The organism is Lunatimonas sp., from assembly GCF_020832325.1.
Taxonomy (GTDB): Bacteria; Bacteroidota; Bacteroidia; order Cytophagales; family Cyclobacteriaceae; genus Lunatimonas.
This window is the reverse complement of record NZ_JAFIEU010000045.1, coordinates 33,183-53,020: the sequence shown is the minus strand read 5'-3', so window position 1 is coordinate 53,020 and position 19,838 is coordinate 33,183. Positions and strand designations below refer to the sequence as shown.

General features: G+C 46.1%; 22 protein-coding genes. 16 read left to right on the top strand and 6 right to left on the bottom strand.

Annotated elements, in window-relative coordinates:
* The first annotated feature begins 2 nt into the window (after positions 1-2).
* From JJU34_RS16955 to JJU34_RS16920, 8 genes are all read left to right on the top strand, one after another.
* Entirely contained in the window at positions 3-1,649 is a 1,647-nt protein-coding gene (locus JJU34_RS16955; RefSeq protein ID WP_228693597.1) for a RagB/SusD family nutrient uptake outer membrane protein, read from the top strand.
* A gap of 63 nt (positions 1,650-1,712) precedes the next feature.
* Complete coding sequence (locus JJU34_RS16950) at positions 1,713-3,200, top strand: PQQ-binding-like beta-propeller repeat protein (RefSeq protein ID WP_228693596.1); 1,488 nt, start codon at positions 1,713-1,715, stop codon at positions 3,198-3,200.
* A gap of 85 nt (positions 3,201-3,285) precedes the next feature.
* The gene (locus JJU34_RS16945; protein WP_228693595.1) at positions 3,286-4,104 is read left to right on the top strand and encodes an endonuclease/exonuclease/phosphatase family protein; all 819 of its coding nucleotides are present in this window, start codon (positions 3,286-3,288) and stop codon (positions 4,102-4,104) included.
* A gap of 4 nt (positions 4,105-4,108) precedes the next feature.
* On the top strand, positions 4,109-4,966 hold the full coding sequence (locus JJU34_RS16940) for an endonuclease/exonuclease/phosphatase family protein (protein WP_228693594.1): 858 nt from the start codon (positions 4,109-4,111) through the stop codon (positions 4,964-4,966).
* A gap of 724 nt (positions 4,967-5,690) precedes the next feature.
* On the top strand, positions 5,691-5,930 hold the full coding sequence (locus JJU34_RS16935) for an addiction module protein (RefSeq protein ID WP_228693593.1): 240 nt from the start codon (positions 5,691-5,693) through the stop codon (positions 5,928-5,930).
* The gene (locus tag JJU34_RS16930; RefSeq protein WP_228693592.1) at positions 5,920-6,222 is read left to right on the top strand and encodes a type II toxin-antitoxin system RelE/ParE family toxin; all 303 of its coding nucleotides are present in this window, start codon (positions 5,920-5,922) and stop codon (positions 6,220-6,222) included. Before JJU34_RS16935 ends, JJU34_RS16930 begins: the two co-directional genes overlap by 11 nt.
* Positions 6,223-6,821: 599 nt before the next feature.
* Positions 6,822-7,535 carry a hypothetical protein gene (locus JJU34_RS16925; RefSeq protein ID WP_228693591.1) on the top strand — a complete coding sequence of 238 codons (714 nt, stop codon included), beginning with the start codon at positions 6,822-6,824 and terminating at the stop codon, positions 7,533-7,535.
* A gap of 136 nt (positions 7,536-7,671) precedes the next feature.
* A complete protein-coding gene (locus JJU34_RS16920) occupies positions 7,672-8,397 on the top strand; it encodes a hypothetical protein (RefSeq protein WP_228693590.1) in 726 nt (241 codons plus the stop codon).
* A gap of 88 nt (positions 8,398-8,485) precedes the next feature.
* Here JJU34_RS16920 and JJU34_RS16915 read toward each other — a convergent pair whose 3' ends face one another.
* A complete protein-coding gene (locus JJU34_RS16915) occupies positions 8,486-9,118 on the bottom strand; it encodes an NAD(P)H-dependent oxidoreductase (RefSeq protein ID WP_228693589.1) in 633 nt (210 codons plus the stop codon).
* Between the two features lie 308 nt (positions 9,119-9,426).
* On the opposite strand from JJU34_RS16915, the gene JJU34_RS16910 reads away from it, so the two are divergent.
* From JJU34_RS16910 to JJU34_RS16895, 4 genes are all read left to right on the top strand, one after another.
* On the top strand, positions 9,427-9,960 hold the full coding sequence (locus JJU34_RS16910) for a Crp/Fnr family transcriptional regulator (RefSeq protein ID WP_228693588.1): 534 nt from the start codon (positions 9,427-9,429) through the stop codon (positions 9,958-9,960).
* A gap of 73 nt (positions 9,961-10,033) precedes the next feature.
* A complete protein-coding gene (locus JJU34_RS16905; RefSeq protein WP_228693587.1) occupies positions 10,034-11,335 on the top strand; it encodes a parallel beta-helix domain-containing protein in 1,302 nt (433 codons plus the stop codon).
* Between the two features lie 3 nt (positions 11,336-11,338).
* Complete coding sequence (locus JJU34_RS16900) at positions 11,339-12,469, top strand: SO2930 family diheme c-type cytochrome (RefSeq protein WP_228693586.1); 1,131 nt, start codon at positions 11,339-11,341, stop codon at positions 12,467-12,469.
* 165 nt (positions 12,470-12,634) lie between these two features.
* A complete protein-coding gene (locus JJU34_RS16895) occupies positions 12,635-14,194 on the top strand; it encodes a sulfatase-like hydrolase/transferase (RefSeq protein ID WP_228693585.1) in 1,560 nt (519 codons plus the stop codon).
* A gap of 64 nt (positions 14,195-14,258) precedes the next feature.
* On the opposite strand, the gene JJU34_RS16890 is transcribed toward JJU34_RS16895, so the two are convergent.
* A complete protein-coding gene (locus JJU34_RS16890; protein ID WP_228693584.1) occupies positions 14,259-14,654 on the bottom strand; it encodes a GreA/GreB family elongation factor in 396 nt (131 codons plus the stop codon).
* 452 nt (positions 14,655-15,106) lie between these two features.
* Here JJU34_RS16890 and JJU34_RS16885 point away from each other — a divergent pair, with 452 nt between their 5' ends.
* The 3 genes from JJU34_RS16885 to JJU34_RS16875 are packed head-to-tail and all read left to right on the top strand — an operon-like array spanning position 15,107 to position 17,169.
* Complete coding sequence (locus tag JJU34_RS16885) at positions 15,107-15,844, top strand: hypothetical protein (RefSeq protein ID WP_228693583.1); 738 nt, start codon at positions 15,107-15,109, stop codon at positions 15,842-15,844.
* Positions 15,845-15,874: 30 nt separating this feature from the next.
* Positions 15,875-16,459 (top strand): hypothetical protein, encoded by a 585-nt coding sequence (locus JJU34_RS16880; RefSeq protein ID WP_228693582.1) that lies wholly within the window; start codon positions 15,875-15,877, stop codon positions 16,457-16,459.
* Entirely contained in the window at positions 16,456-17,169 is a 714-nt protein-coding gene (locus JJU34_RS16875; RefSeq protein ID WP_228693581.1) for an ABC transporter ATP-binding protein, read from the top strand. Before JJU34_RS16880 ends, JJU34_RS16875 begins: the two co-directional genes overlap by 4 nt.
* Positions 17,170-17,456: 287 nt before the next feature.
* Here the strand turns inward: JJU34_RS16875 and JJU34_RS16870 are convergent, their stop codons facing one another.
* The 4 genes from JJU34_RS16870 to JJU34_RS16855 are packed head-to-tail and all read right to left on the bottom strand — an operon-like array spanning position 17,457 to position 19,237.
* Positions 17,457-17,732, bottom strand: coding sequence for a hypothetical protein (locus tag JJU34_RS16870; RefSeq protein ID WP_228693580.1), 276 nt, complete (start codon positions 17,730-17,732; stop codon positions 17,457-17,459).
* A 44-nt stretch (positions 17,733-17,776) separates the two neighbouring features.
* Positions 17,777-18,385 (bottom strand): helix-turn-helix domain-containing protein, encoded by a 609-nt coding sequence (locus JJU34_RS16865; RefSeq protein WP_228693579.1) that lies wholly within the window; start codon positions 18,383-18,385, stop codon positions 17,777-17,779.
* Positions 18,382-18,645 (bottom strand): DUF2024 family protein, encoded by a 264-nt coding sequence (locus JJU34_RS16860; RefSeq protein ID WP_228693578.1) that lies wholly within the window; start codon positions 18,643-18,645, stop codon positions 18,382-18,384. The genes JJU34_RS16865 and JJU34_RS16860 overlap by 4 nt, the downstream gene beginning before the upstream one ends.
* A 10-nt stretch (positions 18,646-18,655) precedes the next feature.
* Positions 18,656-19,237: a protoglobin domain-containing protein gene (locus JJU34_RS16855; protein WP_228693577.1), complete on the bottom strand. Its 582-nt coding sequence runs from the start codon at positions 19,235-19,237 to the stop codon at positions 18,656-18,658.
* A 150-nt stretch (positions 19,238-19,387) separates the two neighbouring features.
* Between JJU34_RS16855 and JJU34_RS16850 the strand changes: the two genes are divergently transcribed.
* Entirely contained in the window at positions 19,388-19,822 is a 435-nt protein-coding gene (locus JJU34_RS16850; protein WP_228693576.1) for an Rrf2 family transcriptional regulator, read from the top strand.
* Positions 19,823-19,838 lie beyond the last annotated feature (16 nt).

The following is a 19,838-nucleotide window of genomic DNA, read 5'->3' as shown; positions in this document are numbered from 1 at the left end:
AAATGAACACGTACATAAAAATTGGATTGATATTAAGCGTACTTAGCGTTACATCCTGTGATGATGGTTTTTTGGATGTAGCACCATTGGACGTGGTAACGAATGAAACTTTCTGGGAAAGTGAAGAGCAATTGGTTTTGGCTCTAAATGGCCTGTATGGAAATGTGAAGGCGAAGAACACCGTGGATATGGAAAACATGGGTGACAATACGCTTTGGCCGTCTACCACTGCCTACCAACAAATAGGATCGGGAAACTTCGCAAATGATTTGGGGACTTTGAACACCGAATGGACTACGCAGTTTCGCGCTATACGCCAGGCTAACGCTTTTTTGGAAAATTACGAACGTGCGGATATGGACCCGGAAAGAAGAGAGTCACTTGCCGGTGAAGCTAGAGTAATTAGGGCTTTGGGTTACCTCTTCTTGACTAGCTTCTTTGGAGACGTGCCTCTTGTCACCACCACGTTGACGGTAGATGAAGTATTTGTGCCCCGATCGCCAAAAGATGAGGTGGTCAGTTTTATATTGGAGGATCTCGACCGCGCCGCGGCTAGCCTGCCATCCGCTATCCGTACGGGTGCCCAGTTGGGAAGAATGAGCAAAGGTTCTGCATTGGCGTTGAAGGCACGTATTGCTCTGTATAATGGGTTTTACGATGTGGCTGAGGAGGCTGCGAAGCAAGTGATGGATTTGGGTGTGTATGAGTTGTTCAATGTAGGAGATCCTTCCAGGAATTACTACGAATTGTTTACCTATACTGGACGACAGGCAAACGGACTGAACAAAGAAACAATCATAGGCAGACTGCATTTGCCAGACCTTGTGCTGCACAACCTATCAAGGGAAATTCAGGTTCCTGACCAAGTTATCCGCTGGAACCCCACTAAATCACTGGTGGATTCCTATTTAATGGTCGACGGCCTACCCATCGATAAGTCTCCACTATACAAAGAGGACGGTTACAACGATGTTTTTGAAAACCGCGATCCTAGGATGACTCAGACCATTCTTTCACCTGGCTCCGCATGGGGTGGAAGGTTTGATGGACGGGTCGACAATAACGATCCAAGCATATTTGTGGAGCCAAAGTTTAACAACGATCGTAGAGGGGCTGTCACCATAACGGGGTATTATTTCACCAAGTACGCAGAAATCTCAACCATTGGTTTGGTGGGTAGAGATCATAATGATATCCACTTGATCCGCTATGCCGAGGTGTTACTCACCTATGCCGAGGCCAGAATGGAGCAAGGAAAGCTCACACAGGAGGATTTGGACATGTCGATCAACCTCCTTCGCGAAAGGGTAGGCATGACTCCGATGAGACTCGACGAATTGGCTGCAAACGGGCTGGATGTAAGAGAGGAAATCAGGAGAGAGAGGCGGATAGAATTGGCGCTAGAGGGGCAGCGGTATTTCGATATTTTGAGGTGGAGAGATGGATCCAAACTGGCTGACGATGTGAAAGGTATGAAAAAGGCCTGGGCTACGAACCCTTCGCATGTCGCTAATTTTGCTGAGGATAGCGAAGGCTACATTGTCGCTTACAGTGGACGAACATTTGTTGAGCCCCGTAATTTGCTTTGGCCTATTCCACTCCCGCAATTGGAGCGATTTCCAGGGTTGGGTCAAAACCCAGGCTGGTAAGCGGGATTTTTTCGAGGGTACATTCAAACCAATACCTGAAGCGTAAACAAAACGAAATACAAAATGAAAAATATACAATTTCTTGCGATTATGATCCTGGCAGGATCGTTGGCGTGGGCATGCTCTGAGGATGAGTTTGCAAACGTAAATCCTCCCAGGGCTGAATTTAACATAACTCCTGAGCTACCAGTCGAAGGCCAAGAGGTGCTCTTGTATGCCGATCCGATCCAAGAATCGGGGCAGATTGTGTCATGGCATTGGGAGTTTAATGATGGGACCGGTGCAACTGCCACAAAGCGGAATCCTTATTACACCTTTCCGTCAGCGGGCGAATTTGACGTGGTGTTGACAGTGACAAATGTCGCGGGAGAAACCTACAGCATCTCAAAAACGATTAGTGTAGTAGCACCTCCAAAGGAGTTTATCGGAGAGCTTGTTTGGAGCATTACCAACGGGACAGCTGTAAGCAACATCAACGAAGGGTCAAATAGGCCCGCTATCGGAGATGATGGTACGATATATTACATTGAAGGGAATGCAGCGGCGCAATCCTCCATCGTGGCCGTAATAGACAACGGATCATCTGCCAGCATTAAATGGGCTACCGTATTGGGTAATCAGGTGTCGAATGCGCCATCTATAGGCCATGACGGAAACCTGTATATCAACACGTGGGCAGCTAATCGTTCCATTGCGAAGGTGGATGCAACCAATGGGGAGATCCTATGGAGCGGATCGGTAGGTACTGGAGTGTCAAACAATACACCCGCCGTTGACGATGAGGGCAACGTATACCATGGGTCCCGCCAACAAGGAGTCAATGGAGGGGCCTATTCTTGGACGCCTGATGGCGAGAAGCGATGGGAGATTACCGGAGTTGGGGCATTTTATGCAGCTCCGGTTATCAGCAAAGATGGTGCTACCGTGTATTTTTTAAATACATCCGAAGGCCGAATTTGGGCTGTCAATACCGAAGACGGCACACAAAAATGGGATTCTCCCATCGGTCCCGGAAGCGGTACGCACGGGTCCTCGCTTTCTATGGACGAGAGTGGTACTATTTACTACACGACCAATGCACATATCGTGGCTGTCGAAGATAATGGAAGTACAGGCGCCATCAAGTGGGCAGCAGACATAACCGGAGCCGCGCAGTCTGGCGTGGTGATAGGGGAGAATGGCGACCTATATTCCGGATCAAGCGGAGGGTTGGTTTGTATCAATCCGGCAAACGGAGAAGTCAAATGGACCTATGCGCTTCAGACTTTGGAGAGTGTTCCCGCCGTGGACATCGAAGGGAATATCTACATAGGAACCGCAGACGGAAAATTGGCCGTTGTAAACCCCCAAGGGATTTTGGCTAGGGAGTTTCAACTTGGTACAGGGGCGGTAAATTCACCTGTGATCACCGAGGATGGTACGGTATACGTCGAAGGAAGGGATGAGACCAATATCAGGTTGTATAAAATTGCAGTCGAAGATAGTGGTCCCGCTAATTCCTACTGGCCCATGAAAGGAAGGAATTTGAAAAGTACGGCGAAAGCCAATTGATAAATGAGCGTGCAACATGTCGCTCAGGTACGTCCTAGGCGACATGTTTTTGTTTTACCCATTTCCAATTATAAAATTTACCGTTATGATGTATCTGATCACAAACTTCTTGACACTCCTGGGAGCCTTTTTGATAGGTGGAATGGAAGAGGGGGCAGACACTGTTTCCAAAAGGAATGAGAAATTAACCGTATTGTGCTATAATATTCATCATGCGAACCCGCCTAGCAAAGGTGCTGGATTCATTGATATGGATGCCATTGCCAACGTAATTACCGATCACGATCCAGATGTGGTGGCCTTACAAGAGGTGGATGTGAACATAAACCGCTCCGGCAACATTGACCAAGCCAGAATCCTGGCTGAGAAGTCGGGGATGAAGTATTACTATTTTGGAAAGGCGATCGACCACGATGGGGGAGACTATGGTGTTGCCATATTGTCGAAGCATGAACTATCAGGAATGGAAACCATTAAGCTGCCGGCTGACCCCGAAACAAAATCTGAACCGCGTGTATTGGCCGTAGCCACGGTAGAAATGGCAAATGGTTTTCGATTCGTCTTTGGTACCACTCACTTGGAGGTAAGGCATGAGTCCAATCGATTGATGCAGGTGGCAGCGATCCAGCGATATGCGGAATCCCTAACGCTTCCATTTGTAATTGCGGGCGATTTCAATGCCAAGCCTGAGAGTGAGTCCATCAAGGCTTTGGACAAAACTTTTCAACGAACCTGTGAAGACTGCGCGCCAACCATTCCTGTCATCAACCCAACCAGGGCAATTGACTTTATAGCATTCACTCCCGCCGATTATTTCAAGGTGCTACGCCACGAGGTGGTAGATGAGACCTATGCATCGGATCACCTTCCCGTGTATGCCGAATTGGAAGTTTTACCTCAATAGCTCCATGGATTTAAAAATAGGACGATTTATAAAATCGAGGTTTGTTGCGTGGTTTGTTTGCTTTGGCTGCATCCTTGGATGCAATGGTATAGACGATGAAGGTATTACGGAAATCGAGGAGGAAATTACATCCGTTGAAAAGTTGCATGTGCTGAATTTTAACGTGAGGTATTTCAATCCGCCATCCCAGCCTGCATCCGTCATTGATATTGAGCCAGTTGTAGAGGTTATAAATGGCCTAAGGCCGGATGTGGTTGCATTACAGGAAGTTGATGTGAATACGCGAAGGTCCGGAAATAGGAATTTGGCGCAGGAGTTGGCCGATCGGTTACGCATGCGGTATTTTTTTGCCAAGGCCATTGACTATCAGGGGGGAGAATATGGTTTGTTGATTTTGTCGCGCTTTCCCATCTCTGAGAGTACGGCACATAGGCTTCCAATGGATCCTCAGTTGGGCGGTGAAGCCAGAATTCTTGCAACCGTTAAGGTAACGCTGCCGGATGGAAGGGAGTTTCGGTTTGGCAATACCCACCTAGACGCCCAATCCAATCCAAGCAGTCGGATTTTGCAGGCAGAAAGGATTGTCGAGATCAGTCAGTCCGAATCCCTGCCGTTTATCTTAACCGGGGACTTCAATGCCGGTATTGATTCCGAGGAAGTTCAGCTGCTTTTTTCTAAGTTCACTAACACCTGTACGGCCTGCCCGCCGACCTTTCCGGCCATTAGCCCGAATAGGTTGATTGATTACATTACCTATTTCGATCCCCTAGGTCAGTTTTCCGTGGCCAGCCATCAGGTGGTGAATGAAAGTTATGCATCAGATCATAGGCCGGTTTTTGCGGTGTTCAACCTGGCTGACTAGGAGGATTGTCGCTTTGATCGATATATTAGTCTGTTGCCAGATCGAAAGGGACCTGTAGAAACGCCAGGTTCGGATAGTCAACCCCTCCATTGATCTTCGTGGTTTTTTGGCATGTACCATGGGGTCGGTCTTTTGGTCTCGGTAGCCCAACGCCAGCATATTCGCGCTGCCGAGGCCATGTTTTCCCAGTTACAAGATACGGTATGTCTCCTCGGGAATGAAGCCCTCATACAGGGTGTAGAATTGGCTGCACCCTGCGATTCCTACACCCATTTGCATTCGTAATCCTTGTTATGCCATTTGCCATGGCTTACTAAGCAACGTCTTAGTATACAATGACCAGTAAAATCGAGATTGGTCGAAATTGAAAATGAAAAGACATGCTGACCAAACATTCGTTAACTAATCACAATCCTTTTGTTTAATTTGTGATTTCTAGACGGATTAACCATTTTTAGCTATGGTAAACTATTCGTGTTCAAGCGCAGTGGATATAATGCGGGATTGGGTGGTTTGATGGCCGTGGATTATTCGTAATCACGTCCTTTTCTAATTGTAAATTGGAAAAGATAGAAAGGAAGGCTTGGTTCGGGAAGAAGGTAGGGCAAACTGCACCCAGACGGGTTTGGAGGAACTGAAAGCGACGGTATAGAAACACCATCCGCTTAGGTGAATCAATTACATAAATAAATCGTTAACTTTAGATCGCAAAATTTTGATTGGTATGGACGTACAATCTGTTAAAATCGACCTTATCCACTGGCTTACCGAGCTTCAGGACAAATCTGTCCTTAAAAAACTTCAGGGACTGAAAGAGGAACAGGAAAGTTCTTTTGAATTAAGTGCGGACCAGCAGAAGGAACTGGACGGCAGGCTTGAAAAATATGAAAATGGGGAAATGGAGTTTTCCCCATGGGACAATGTAAAGAAGAGGGTGAGAAATCGCGCAAAAGATGCCCTATAACTACCGGTTATCCGAGGAGGCGGAATCGGATGTTTATGACTCCTATCTTTGGTATGAAAAGCAAAAGGAAGGTCTGGGCGAAGATTTTTTAGATGCACTTGATGCGGCGGGGCAAGCCATAATCTCCCATCCGACAACTTATCGAATTCGTTACAAAAAGAAAGTCAGGGCTTTTGTTGTAGACCGTTTTCCTCACTTGATTTTGTATGTCGTCAAAGGAAATGATATTGATGTGGTATCGGTTTTCAACACAAATCAGCATCCCAGAAGATGGAAAAAGCGGGTAAAATAGCAGAGTCCTCCGACTTGGTGATGAATGGATTAAACCCTGTAATTCCTTAACCCATTTGCATTCGCAATCCTTGTTATGCCATTTGCAATGGCTTACTAAAGAACTTCTTGGTAGACAAAGACCAGTAATATCGAGATCGGTCTGGGTTAATAATGAACGGGCAGGCTTACCAAAGATCCGGCAACTAATTAAAGTCCTTTTAGGTAATTTGTGAATGCTATGCGGGTAACCTATTTTTCAGTTTTTATCCCGAATCTGAACCAAGTTGTTTTTCCTTCCTTTTTTGGAATGGGATTTACACCAAAATACGTTGATTTTTCGTCCTTACCCCAGTTTCCATTGATCAATGCCTTCGAGGATTTTTACAAATAAAACGAAGTCAGTCTAACAAAATATTTTAATTTAACATACATAAATATTAAAATTATATAAAATTACAATACAAATTAATATAAGTAAATTATAAATAATATTATTTGAATCATTGTAAATTTAAAAGAGGTCTATTATTAAAATACAATAAAAATATTTATAAAAATAATTATATTAATTGATTAGGAAAACAATTTTCATTCATCTACTTTTCTAAAAAAAAGGAAATGATGAGGTGCTTTTTAATGGTTGTTTTTTTTACAGGTTTCTATGGTTTAGGTTTTGGTCAGGGAGGTGACACGATTCGTGCAGGCAGGATTTTTCTAGATAAGAATGTGTATAGTCTGGGGATCAATTCTCAGCTTGCGGTAGAGGGATTGTTCGATCAAAGTACATTTACCCCGATGGAAATTTTGTTAAGGAAAGGGGCAAAGGACAATCAGGCTTTCCGGGTCCGGCTAAAAGGCCTAGTGGCCAATACTGAAAGAAATGACGATCAGGAAAGGCGGAAAACCCATCAATCCCAGTTGGGCTTGGCGTTGGGGTACGAGTGGCACCTGCCTCTTGGTAACCGATTCGGCCATTATTATGGAGGGGAACTGGAACTGGGACGGAATAGAAATAATAACACAAGAAACTCTATTTTTCATGCATCTCATGGGGATTTTTTTTTAAAAAGATTGGATGTTGAAAAGGTCCATACGATTGGAATTCTTCCTGTTACGGGTTTTACGTTTAGACCATTCTCCGATCTATTTGTTTCCTTTGAAATGCGGCTGGAAATACTTTATAAAGAAGCCAAATTAAGAGCTAATGGATTTCAAGCACCATTTGAAAATCCAAATGATTTCAGTTCCACAGGGTATGGCAGAGCTGATATAAAAAGTTGGATCTTTAACTTCCAGCCTTATTCGGGAATTTTTGTTAATATAATTATATAACTATGAAAAAGCTATACTAATAAAAACGCTTTGTTGCGGTTACTTAAAAGACAACTATTAGTAGAGTAATTGAATTTGGTTGGGATTGTCGCAATAAGCAACAATCCCAACTTGATCTCTGTTTTGACAAAAACATATGAAACCAACGATAATCATCACGCTTTTTGCCTTTTTGGGTTGTATCAAGGTGTTTTCCCAAAGTACTCCCGAGCAGGTTGTAGCCCCCATTGCCCTTCCTGACACCTTGGGTAACTATGAACTGGGGATCAATACCTATTTTGCCTTTGACAGGTGGATGGATCAAAGCGGTAGGTCTCCCCTGGAGGTCATGCTGAAGCGAAAAATAAAAGCCAATCGGATGCTAAGGGTAAGGGTCTACGGCAATTTATACAAATCCAATAAGGTTGAATTTAACGTCAAGGACATGGACCGACAGGCAAAATACGGCCTTGCCATCGGGCACGAATGGCTAAAAACCATCCACAGGAAATGGCAGTGGTATTATGGGCTGGAACTGGAAGGCAGCCGGGACCGCCGGCATATCCTTCATGAAAGGCCGCGCTGGAACGAGGCCATGGATATTACCTATTTGGAAAAAACGGATAACTACCACCACATGGACCGGCTGGCCCTGTCGCCCCTCTCGGGTATCCGGTTCTCCATCTCACCTCGGCTGCTTTTCAGCACGGAATTCCGTCTAGTCGGCTCCGTCGGACGTCAACGAATTACCACGGAAGAATCCACAAAAATGCTGGATGAGGGAGTCATGTACCAGCTGCAGTCAACCGCTGGGCATACCATAAGCGAAAACGGTATCCGGTTCCAGCCCTACACGGGGATATTTTTGAATTACCGCTTTTGATGGATGCTGTTTGTCTTCCCAGCTTGGAAAAAAAATCGGCCGGTACCAACCCGGCCGGAATGTGTACGTCGACTTTGTATGCCTTGGTTTATATGCGTACCAGTAGTTCCTCCATGGGTCTTCTGACCTTTGGGGCATGTACCATAGGATCGGCCTGTTGGTCTCGGTAGCCCAACGCCAGCATGGTGGCGCTGCCGAGGCCACGTTTTTCCAGTTGCAAGATGCTGTCTACCTCCTCGGGATGGAAGCCTTCCATGGGGGTGCTGTCCACGCGTTCTTCTGCTGCGGCAATCAACGCCGAGCCCAGCCCGATATAGGCCTGCCGTGCCGCCCATTCAAACTGGTCTTTTTCAGACATGGAAGCAAAACGGTTGATCAATGACTGTTCATAACTAGCCAAGCTGCCTGCCGGTAGGTTCCGCTCCCGGTATACCTGCTCAAAGTAGGTGCGGATGCGTTGTTCGGAAATGGTTTTCCAAGCCGCAAATACGAGTAGATGCGATCCTTCTACGATTTGTGGTTGATTAAATGCAGCCTGCTGAATCTTCTTACGCACCTCCAAATCACTGATAAGCAGTAGTGTAAAAGGCTGTAATCCGTTAGAAGTGGCCGTCAGCCGGACTGCTTCCAAGATGGTTTCCAATTTATCTGCGGGCACTTCGTTTCCGCTCATTCGCTTGGTGGCGTAGCGCCAGCGTAGGTTTTCGATTACTGTGTTCATTGTATGTAGGAATAATTAATGTATATACATATAAATGGTGCTAATTGTTCCCGATATCGGTAAATTAAATTTCCGCGAAGTAAACGGGTAGGTTGGGCTTTCGGGCAATAGGCTGGGAACTGTACGTTAGGACGGTTCGAGTTGGTGTTGCACGAAGTCGATTTTTCGCTTGTCCCGAACGGAAAATCGTTTTAAAATCCTAAATTGAATAAAAAAGGAAAACCGCTAAGTTCCTTTGGTATTAGTCACCTAATTGAAGTCAACAAAAAACAGTTACCATCGAAAAACTGAAAACCATATTGCACCAGATGGGATCTATCCCGGATGCGGAGTTTGACCGGTTTTTAGAACTGGGAGAAAGCGCATACCGGCCCAAGGGGAGCCGTTTATTGGATCCAGGGGTATGCTGCGACCGGCTGTTTTTCTTTGATTCGGGGATGGCGAGGAGTTTTTACCTGCGGGACGGGAAGGACGTCACCGTGAGCTTTACCCGACCGGGGGAATTCGTCACTTCCATGGCCAGTTTTATTACCGGAAAGCCCAGCTACGAAGGCTTGGAAATCATTGCCGATGCCCAGGTGTGGGTGGTTTACCGGGAGGCGCTTATGGGATTGGTGCAGCAGGACCTTTTTTGGGCAGAAGTTTATCGGCGGGCATTGGAGGAGTATTATGTGCGTGTGGAGGAAGCCTTCATTTTCTCCAAATTCAAATCGGCCCGGGAGCGGTACGAGGAGTTGATCCGGACAAGTCCCGAAATCATTCAGTCTGCATCCATCGGACACATCGCTTCCTACTTGGGGATCAGTTTGGAAACCTTGAGCCGGATCCGGGGGTCCAGGTGATTTTTTGACATTTGTCAAATGGTGCCAGTTTCTTTTTTCAGTAGTTTTGAGGGTCAATAAATCCTAGCCACGTATGAAAATAGCTCCCATTGCCCGTTTGCCCATAATTCTGCTTGCACTCACCCTTTGTTTTTCCGCCTGTAATTCCACCAGCACCGAGATGACCTTCGATTCCAGCAAGCTTCGAAGAGCGACGGAACAGGAGGTGGAGAAAGTCATCGAAGCTTTTATACTGGCAGAGGACGACGCGCTCATCGAGATACCCGCAGGTTTTTATGAATTGAAGACACAGCTTATCCTAGAGGGAAGGAAAAATGTACGGATCGTGGGTGCGGGTATGGCCGAGACGGTACTTTCCTTTCGGAATCTCCGTACAGGAGGCGAGGGAGTAAAACTGGTAGGTGACAACGTGACCATACAGGACCTAAGTATTGAAGATGCGCCGGGTGACGGCGTGAAATCCCAGCACTGTGACGGGATTACTTTTCGCCGGGTAAATGTGACCTGGACCAACGGCGATAAATCAAAAAATGGCACCTATGCCATCTATCCGGTCCAATGCAAAAATGTGGTCATCGATGAGTGTATCGCTTCCCATTCGAAGGACGCAGGCATCTACGTAGGTCAGTCGGAGAATATCATCGTGAAAAACTCCCTGGCCTTTGGCAATGTGGCCGGCATTGAAATCGAAAACTCCGACAACGCGGAGGTTTTTGGAAACACCGCACGGGATAACTCCGGCGGAATCTTGGTATTCAACCTGCCCGGACTGCCCAAAGCGGAAGGCCGGGGTACCAAGATCTACGACAACGATATCGTATCGAACAACCACGTCAATTTTGCGGTACCTTTGGGAGATAATCCCAACGGGAACACGGTCACCATGATTCCTCCGGGCTCCGGCGTGATTTTGTTGGCGGCTAAGGAGGTCGAGGTGTTCGGCAACCGGATTCACCAAAATAAAACCGTAGGCATTTCCATTGCCAACTACCATATCACCGGGTTTCCTACGGAGGCTCCCAATTGGTCACCTTATACCTCGGAGATCTATATCCATGGAAACGACTACAAACGGACCTGGAAATTCCCCGACCTAACCAAGGAATTTGGGCAACTCATCAGTGTATACAATGCTCACGGTAAAGGAAAAACCCAAGACATCATTTACGATGGTTTTTGGGACAAGGAACTTGCTGCAGATTGGCGGTCCAATCCCATGCGAATCTGTATTCAGGAGGAAGGGCAGCCAAATTTGAGGTTTAGTCATTTCGACCTCTCCCGCGGAGCGGATGACATCACTGCGTCAAAGGAATATGCTGATTTTTCCTGTTCCCTCAGCGTTCAAACCGATGTAAAGGCCCTTTCAAATCGATAAGGTATGCGGCTATTGCGTTTCATTTATGGGTTCGTTTTGGTGGTTCTTCTGGCTTCCTGTGGCAAGGAGGAGACCACCGTGGAAGTAGACGATGTAACACGGATACTCTATGGTGACTGGGAGGCCCCAATGCTGGATACGGAAGAGCTGGATTTCACGGCAATCCCTTTTCCAAAACTTTCAGACTACGGGTTGTTCGAAGGAAAGCTGAGGGAGTTTCAAACAGCCGAAAGGGTGATTTCCTACGAGCCGGTTTCGGCATTGTTTACCGACTATGCACATAAATCCCGTTTTGTATGGATGCCCTCCGGAGCGGAGGCAAGGGTGTTGGACGATGCGGAGGGAACCATAGCATTTCCGGATCGGACGATCATTGTAAAAAACTTCTACTATCCGGCGGACTTCCGAAAGGCGGACGAGCAGATACGTGTGTTGGAAACCCGGCTATTGATTAAGCGGGCGGGTAAATGGGAAGCCTTTCCGTATGTGTGGAATGCCGATCAGACAGATGCGGTGTATAAGGTGGTAGGGGCTGAAATTCCCGTCACATGGACGAACGAAGCAGGAGATGATCAGGTGATCAACTACATCGTGCCCAACAAAGCCCAATGCAAGAGCTGCCATAACGTGGGTGAAGAAATGCAGCCCATCGGCGTGAAGGCCAAGTACCTAAATTTTAGCAAGGGTGGGCAAGAGGCCGAAAATCAGCTCCGCATGTGGGAAAGGCATGGATTTATTCCTCCATTTGATACCCTGGAGGCATTTCCCAAAATGGCCGCCTATGAGGATGAAAAGGAGGCATTGGATGCCAGAGCGAGAGCTTATTTGGACATCAACTGCGCCCATTGCCATCGGGCGGAGGGGCCGGCCAGCACCTCAGGACTTTTTTTGACCTATGAAGAAACAGACCCCATGAAGCTGGGGATTTTCAAAACACCGGTAGCAGCCGGCTTTGGAGCGGGTTCGTTTACGTATGACATCCTGCCCGGAAACTCCGCCGAGTCCATATTGACCTATCGCATGGGAACCAATCGGGTAGGTGCGGCTATGCCGGAAATAGGGCGCGTGAGCGTGCATTCAGAAGGCTTGGCTTTGATCAAAGCTTGGATTGATTCGCTTCCTGAAAAACCGTAGAATTGATAAAAAACTGCTCGGTTTAACCTTTTTTTCCGGCATTCTTTGTGATTATCCGAGAAAAGCATCCTAATATTACCGGTTAGGGTAAGGTATTTTGACGCAAATCGAAGAGCTTTTCCTTATATAAACCGATATCACCGTTTAGACCAAAACCATATACACATGCAACATAGTTTGAAATCGATCAACTCCCTACTGGGCCTGGCAGTAATAATAGGGTCTGTACTGTCGGCCTGTGGGGGGGAGGAAAAAAGCGATTTGTCTACCAAGCCCAACGTCATTGTAATTTATACGGATGATGTTGGGTATGGAGATATCGGCGTGTATGGAGGTATGATTCCCACGCCACATATCGATCGGTTAGCAAAAGAAGGTTTGTTGATGGAAAATGCCTATGCTACTGCTGCGACCTGTACGCCTTCTAGGTATTCCATGTTGACCGGGGAGTATGCGTGGAGAGCACAGGGAAGAGGCGTAGCCCCCGGGGATGCCTCTGCGCTCATTCGTGAGGGCAGGGAAACCTGGCCTGCCATAATGCAGCGGGCAGGATACCGCACGGCGGTGGTTGGTAAATGGCACTTGGGGCTGGGCGGTGATGCCGGTCCGGAATGGAATGGCGAGATCAGTCATGGTCCTTTGGACATTGGGTTTGATTATGCATTTATCCTCCCATCCACCGGAGACCGGGTGCCAACAGTATATGTCGAAGATAGGCATGTGTTGAATTTGGACCCCCAGGATCCCATAGAAGTGAACTACCGGCAAAAGGTGGGGGACCGGCCAACAGGCTTAGATCATCCCGAGCTCCTAAAAATGATGTGGTCTCACGGCCATAACCAAACCATCATCAATGGGATCAGCCGTATCGGGTATATGGCAGGAGGGGAATCAGCCCTTTGGAGAGATGAAGATTTTGCAGATGTTTTTGTAGATAAGTCGGTCCGGTTCATGACAGATGCTGGAGACTCTCCCTTTTTTCTTTTCCTAGCCACCCACGATATCCACGTTCCTCGGATGCCTCACGAACGGTTTCACGGCAAATCCGGCTATGGATATCGAGGTGATGCCTTGCTGCAATTGGACTGGACGGTCGGTGAAGTATTGAGTTTTTTGGATGAAAAAGCACTTGCAGAAAACACTATCGTCATTTTCACAAGTGACAACGGCCCGGTATTAGATGATGGCTACGAGGATATGGCGGAGGAGCTTATCGGTGATCACAAGCCTTGGGCTAATCTGCGGGGCGGGAAATACAGCACCTACGAAGCAGGTACCAAGGTTCCCATGGTGGTAAGGTGGCCTAAAGGTATTCGCTCAGGTACGGTTCGTTCGGCCTTATTTTCACAAGTGGATATGATGGGATCTTTTGCGGGATTTCTCAATGAACCGTACGATCGGAATCAGGCAGAAGATACGACGGATAGCTGGGAGGCGCTCGTGGGACGGGATACGGAAGGAAGGAATGGACTGGTTCAGGAGGCGATACAGGGCGTACTCAGTTATGTCAGTAGAGACGGCTATAAATTCATTCCTGCCCACCAAGGGCCAGAATTGGTGCCTTGGGGTACCGGGATCAGTACCGGATTTTTGCCGGAAGACCAATTGTTTTATTTGCTGGATGATCCGGGCGAGAAAGTGAGCATTGCAGCTGCCCAACCTGATAAGCTAAAAGAACTGAAATCATTGCTGGATGCTGTGCGGAAGCCAATTGAAAAAAAATAACCAACGAGTATTTTCACCTTAAACGAAAACTCCCTTTCACCCAGGGTTGGGGAAAGGGAGTTTTCTAGGTGGTTGGTACGGCAGAAGGCGCAGATACTTTTTCGATGATAAAGGTTCTTTTTCCTGCGGGCAATTGCCATTCGAACTCCTTGCCTTTCTGAAAGCCGATCAGGGCTACACCCAGTGGCGAAAGAATGGAAACACGCTGCTCCTGCAGGTTAGCCTCGCCGGGCAGGGTAAGTGTCAGACAAAGTTGCCGCTTGGAGGTAATTTCTCGCACTTCAAAGTAGGAGCCTAGCTGAATGACGTTCTGGCTGATTTTGTCGTCCTCGACGATTTTGGCTCTGCGCAATTCGCTCTGAAGCGTCCCCACTTCCTTGGTTCGCTGGGTAGGGTGGATGCCTTCGATCAACGCTTTGATCGTTTCATAGTCGCTTTTCTTTAAAATAGGTGTCATCATGATGTTTGGAATGTTTAAAATAATGTATGGATATGCCCATTGCTAGGCGGATGCAAATGCGTGCAAGTAGGAGTTTTCCCCTGCTTCGTAAGTACTAATAAAGGTGAGAGCAGGGGGTTATATTACAAAGGCTTTTTGGTGGGTATGGAATAGGCATACCTTTTTCAGGCCCGGTTTGCCGGACGAAAAAATCTTATTTGCGGTATCGTAAAGTCCTTTCCTCACGTGAGTTAAACGCCTGTTGTAGTTGAGACTATAAAGAAAGGAAAAGTTAGTCATAAAAGTTCATATTTGAAAGGAATATGTTGTGCTCGTTGATTAAGTCTGAATACCCTGCACCGTGGTTTCTTGTTTTCAAGGTCATTGGTGCACGGATTTTTTTGTTAAATTCGGCTCACTGAAATTTTTTTTCAGTGAGCCGGTGTATTTTGGGTTTTCATATTCCACAGGAAATGATCCACCCTCTCTATACCTATATAGTCAAGCAGCTTTTCAGCATGCAGCTCTCGCTGCCCACCAAACTTTCGTTTTTCGGTTGGGTGGTACCTTTTATGCTTCCTTTCTCGCTTATCGCCGCGTTTTTTCTCTATAATCTATGGGTGGATTTTAGCTACCTGTACCTTTACTCAGCCTTTCTGATTTGTTTGGTATTGTTTAGTATGGCAAAATTCAACGGCCATGCCTATTTGGATCCCATTCACCTGTTTCCGTATGGTTTAGATCCTTTCAAACGACGGGCCTTGGTTTTTTTGACAGCGCTCGGAGGCCTCGGCATGTTTTTGTTGGTTTTTTTTGGTGTGATCTTGGGTATTCACGCTGCAAATCCCCTACGTGATGTGTCATTGCTTGTTCTTTTTTATGCAGCGTTTATGGCTTTTGATACCGCTATGCAGGAGCCAAGTTTGCGGATTAAGTGGATACGGATCATTTATCGGTATGTCTACTTTTTTTTCCTCCCATTTTGCTTTGCCACTACCCGGTTTTTTCCTTATAATTTCGATGACAGTGTTGCGCAGGCTGCCTTTCAGCTGCGTACAGATGCTTGGTATTTGGAGAACTATGCTCTCTTGTTGGGTGGCACTGCGTTTGTTTTAGCTTGTGGAATTTTCTCGTTTTTTGTCCTTGGCAGTATTTCCCAAACCCGAAAACCCTTTATCAGGGAATTCAATGATTTCAACCAATTTTTTTAGGAGGCAATGATGTTTAGATTGTTATCGGCCATGAGTATATCCGAAGGATTTCTGTTGAAGTCACTGCTGGTAGGATTGGTGGCATTACCATGCTACTTGGTAAACCCCTATGTGCCGGTGATAGTGTTGCTTGGACTAATGATGAAAGCAATCCTAGAGGTATATTTCCCTACGGAGGGAGTGTATGTGAACTATCGTCTATACGGTAACAATTTTTTGAGTATCGTACGCCAGCTAGATGCTTTGCTGTTTATGGTGCTCAATGGGTTGAATTTGATGGGCATGGCGGTACTCGTTGCCCTGAACCCCGCGCTTTCCTTCGGGATGGTGTTTCCCCAGACGGGGTTCTTTAACGGAGTAATGGTGTGGATCCTGATTTATACGCAAACATTGGCTGTTTATAGTTTTTACACTGGACGGCCCGAGGTGCTTCGAAGTGTTTGGGTGCTTTTGTCAGGGGTGTTAGTGATGTGTTTGGGGTACTTGTTCTGGTTGTGGGTCGGATTTGAACAGGTAGGCAGATGCTTGATCCTAGGGTTGGCGCTCCTTAGCTTGTGGTATGTTCTGCCCATGCAATTGGCAGCTCGTATGAACAAAATAAATGGTGGATTATGATATCGGTGAGAAAACTTTATAAAAATTTCGGAAAGCAAAAGGTGTTGGGAGGGGTGGACCTTGATGTATCCCCGGGAGAGGTAATGGCACTGGTAGGAAAGAACGGATGCGGAAAGAGTACCTTGATACAGGCGATTGCTGGCCTGATTCCGGTAGATGCTGGTACGGTAATCATCGATGAGGTGCCCATTGGCACCCGGTATCATCCGGTATTGAGGCGGGTAGGCTTTGTCTTTGACCAGCCGATTTATGTGGAGGGGTTCAGTGGGTGGAAGTACTTGGAGTTTTTGTCGAGGCTATATGGATTGGATAAGACCGAAAGTCAACGAAGGGCCACGGAGCTATTGGAGTTTTTTGATCTACCGAAAGACAAAAAGAAAATTACAGATTATTCCAAGGGCATGAAGAAGAAGGTTTCCTTTGCTGCCGCCTTAATTCATAAACCCAGATACCTGATACTGGACGAACCCTTTGACGGGATGGATGCAGCGACCGTGTTAAAGGCCAGTGAGCAGCTACGCAAACTTGCCGTGCAGGGAACGGGTGTTTTGTTGGTCACCCATCACAACGGGCTGATTCGAGACCTTGCCACAACAGTGGCCACCATGGAGCAAGGTAAAATCCGTCAGGTTCAGCCGGTAGAAGTTTGGTGGCAGGAGCTTCCTTCCCTTCTACGAAGTGCGGCACTTACAGACTTTTCGGGGGATTGAGGGCGTTGGAACCGGATTATTGGAAGGGGTTGCCAGTTGCGTGTAGCGGTTTTGACCTGTAGCCAATCAAAAAGTGCAGACACTGCGTTCTGGTTCTCACGGTATTACATACGCTTATTATTTTGGTTGTCGTAGTTGCCTAAAGGTTAGTGCCTTTAACAACTGGGTCAGCGGTCCCTTTGAGTCTTGACCCATCAGTAAGTTGAATATTTTTTATAATGTACATGAATCGTGTGAAATTATATTGGTTTGTAAAAAAAATACCAAATTGCAATGTGAAAAGCCAATCACTCGGTATGGACGAAGCAGCGATGCTGGAAAAGCAGGGGGTGATGTAAGAGTCCGGGTGTATGCTGTTTACTGGTTTCGGCTTCCGATTCAATCAAAGTGGCAGGGAATGAAAACGGTGAGCGGGTGGACAGCGCACCTCGGATGGGAAGAATGCTGGACGGTGGACCTATGGAGGCTGTGGGGTTCATCAGATTGACCTTGCCCGGTGTTGGCTTGGTTTCAATGGGGTATTTAGGTATACCTACCTTTGAGGTTCGTAATTCACATTCCACTTAGTAACTCCTTCGATATCCGGTAAAGCGATTCGGTCAAGGGCTTAGGTTTGTTTGGCTTCATGTTCTTTACAGTCTATTCGAAGATGTCTTTCTTGTAGAACTCTTTTAAGAAGGTCACAGTAGTGTTCACCGTTTCTGATCTGATAACTTGCACAGCTAAAACACATTCGTTGCATGGGAATCAGACCACTTGCTTGTAGGTCTTTGATCGTTTTGAACAAAATCCCATAAAAAATTTCCTTTTGATCTCTTGTGTATTTTCCGATCACCTTTGCCATGGGGTTGGCCATTTGGGCAGCATCTTGTGCTTGGTCTTTGCCTTTAGAAGTAAGATTTAGAGAAAAGCTTCTGGAATCACTGGGGTCAGATACCTTTCTGATGAGACCTTTTTGGATCAAAGCTTTAACTGAATCACTTATGGTCGCCTTGGTCAGATTAAATTCCTGTGCAAGATAACTTACTCGGTGCATCTCAGGGGAATGATACAGCAGGAAAACCAAAATCTGAAGTTGGATAGGGCTCAAATTGGTTTTTTTGGACTGCTCCAATTGCATAGACTTGAATACCAAAGAGATTCTATCCAAAGTGAAGGTAATCTTTGCATCCAAATTGTTTTCCTGCTGTATGGGATCAAAAGGGGAGGACATCATGTACAGTTTTCCATTTCATAAATATAGTAACCTTTCTCCATGATGGCGGTTTCCCAATCCGGTTTGATGGTTTCTATATGGCAAAACTGACATTCCTTGGAAGTGATTTCCAAATCCTGCAAGTATTTGCCTTGTAGATACTCTTTTCCAAAACCATAAATAGTTTCCGGATTATCGGTTTCCTGGGGAACGATGATGTCAAAATGCATCAATTTACCATCTTCCCTTTTTACATAGGTGTCCCAAACTGCTACTTTCATATTTTAAGATTTAAAATTCGCCTTCATTAATATAGGGATATGTCCAAGTGATGACGGTCAGGGTCAGCGCCTTGAACCAGGCGTTGTACATGTTTTTCACCTCTTCTTGACTATTGCCTTTTTTTGCCAAAAATGACTTGATCGTCATCGTGAGGGGAACAATAAAGGCTACCATATAACGATAGTGAATAATTGGCACCGCATCTACACCATCTGTTTGATTCTTTTTGGATGTGTGGTGACGCTTGGCGATTTCATGCTGATAATCCAACCATGATTGATCATAAGGTTTTTGGCAAATATCCAAAATCCACTGCCCAAATCTTGCTCTTACCGCTGACAAGTACTCCATGTTAGGATTGTCATTTTTTCCAAAATAACGGACCAAGTGTGCATGTCCTCCTACAAATCCATACCATAAGTCCAGAATGTCATTGACCTGATCTTTGAGGATTTCTCCGGCCTTTTGGAGATTGGCCTGATCTTCATCCGACCATAGCACGGTCTGCTTTAATAAACCCAAATCCTCCAGACTGATGGGAGAAGATTCCAATCCTGACTTTCCGTAGTCGTATCCTTTGATGTGTTCCATGATTGTTTTGTTTTAGTGATCCCCAAATATAGTTAGGAATCCTAATTAAAAAAAATATAGTAGACTTTTAATTCCGATAAAATTGTCGGAAAATAAATATTCCTTACATTTGTCATATAGTCGGGTGACTAAAGTCAATAAAATCAGCAGATGTTTTCAAAAGCTTGTGAATACGGAATCAAGGCAATGCTTTATGTGGCAATACAATCACAGGAGGGTAAACGCGTGAAAACGGGCGAGATAGCAGAGAAAATCGGCACACCTGAAGCATTTACTGCCAAAATACTGGGGGAGCTGGTCAAGCATGAAGTGGTAGAATCTCTCAAAGGACCCTATGGGGGATTTTATCTGGAGCCTGCCAAACAGGATAAAGTTAAGATCAGCGAAATTGTCAATGCTATTGATGGAGATAGTATTTACAAGGGTTGTGGTCTTGGACTTTCGGCCTGCAATGCTTCGGAACCTTGTCCCATGCATGATAAGTTTGTCCTAGTCCGATCTCAGCTAAAATCTATGCTGGAGACTACCAGTCTCAAAGATTTGGCCGAAGGTCTTGTGTCAGGCAAGGCTATTTTATTGAGATAAAAAAATTTGAATTTAT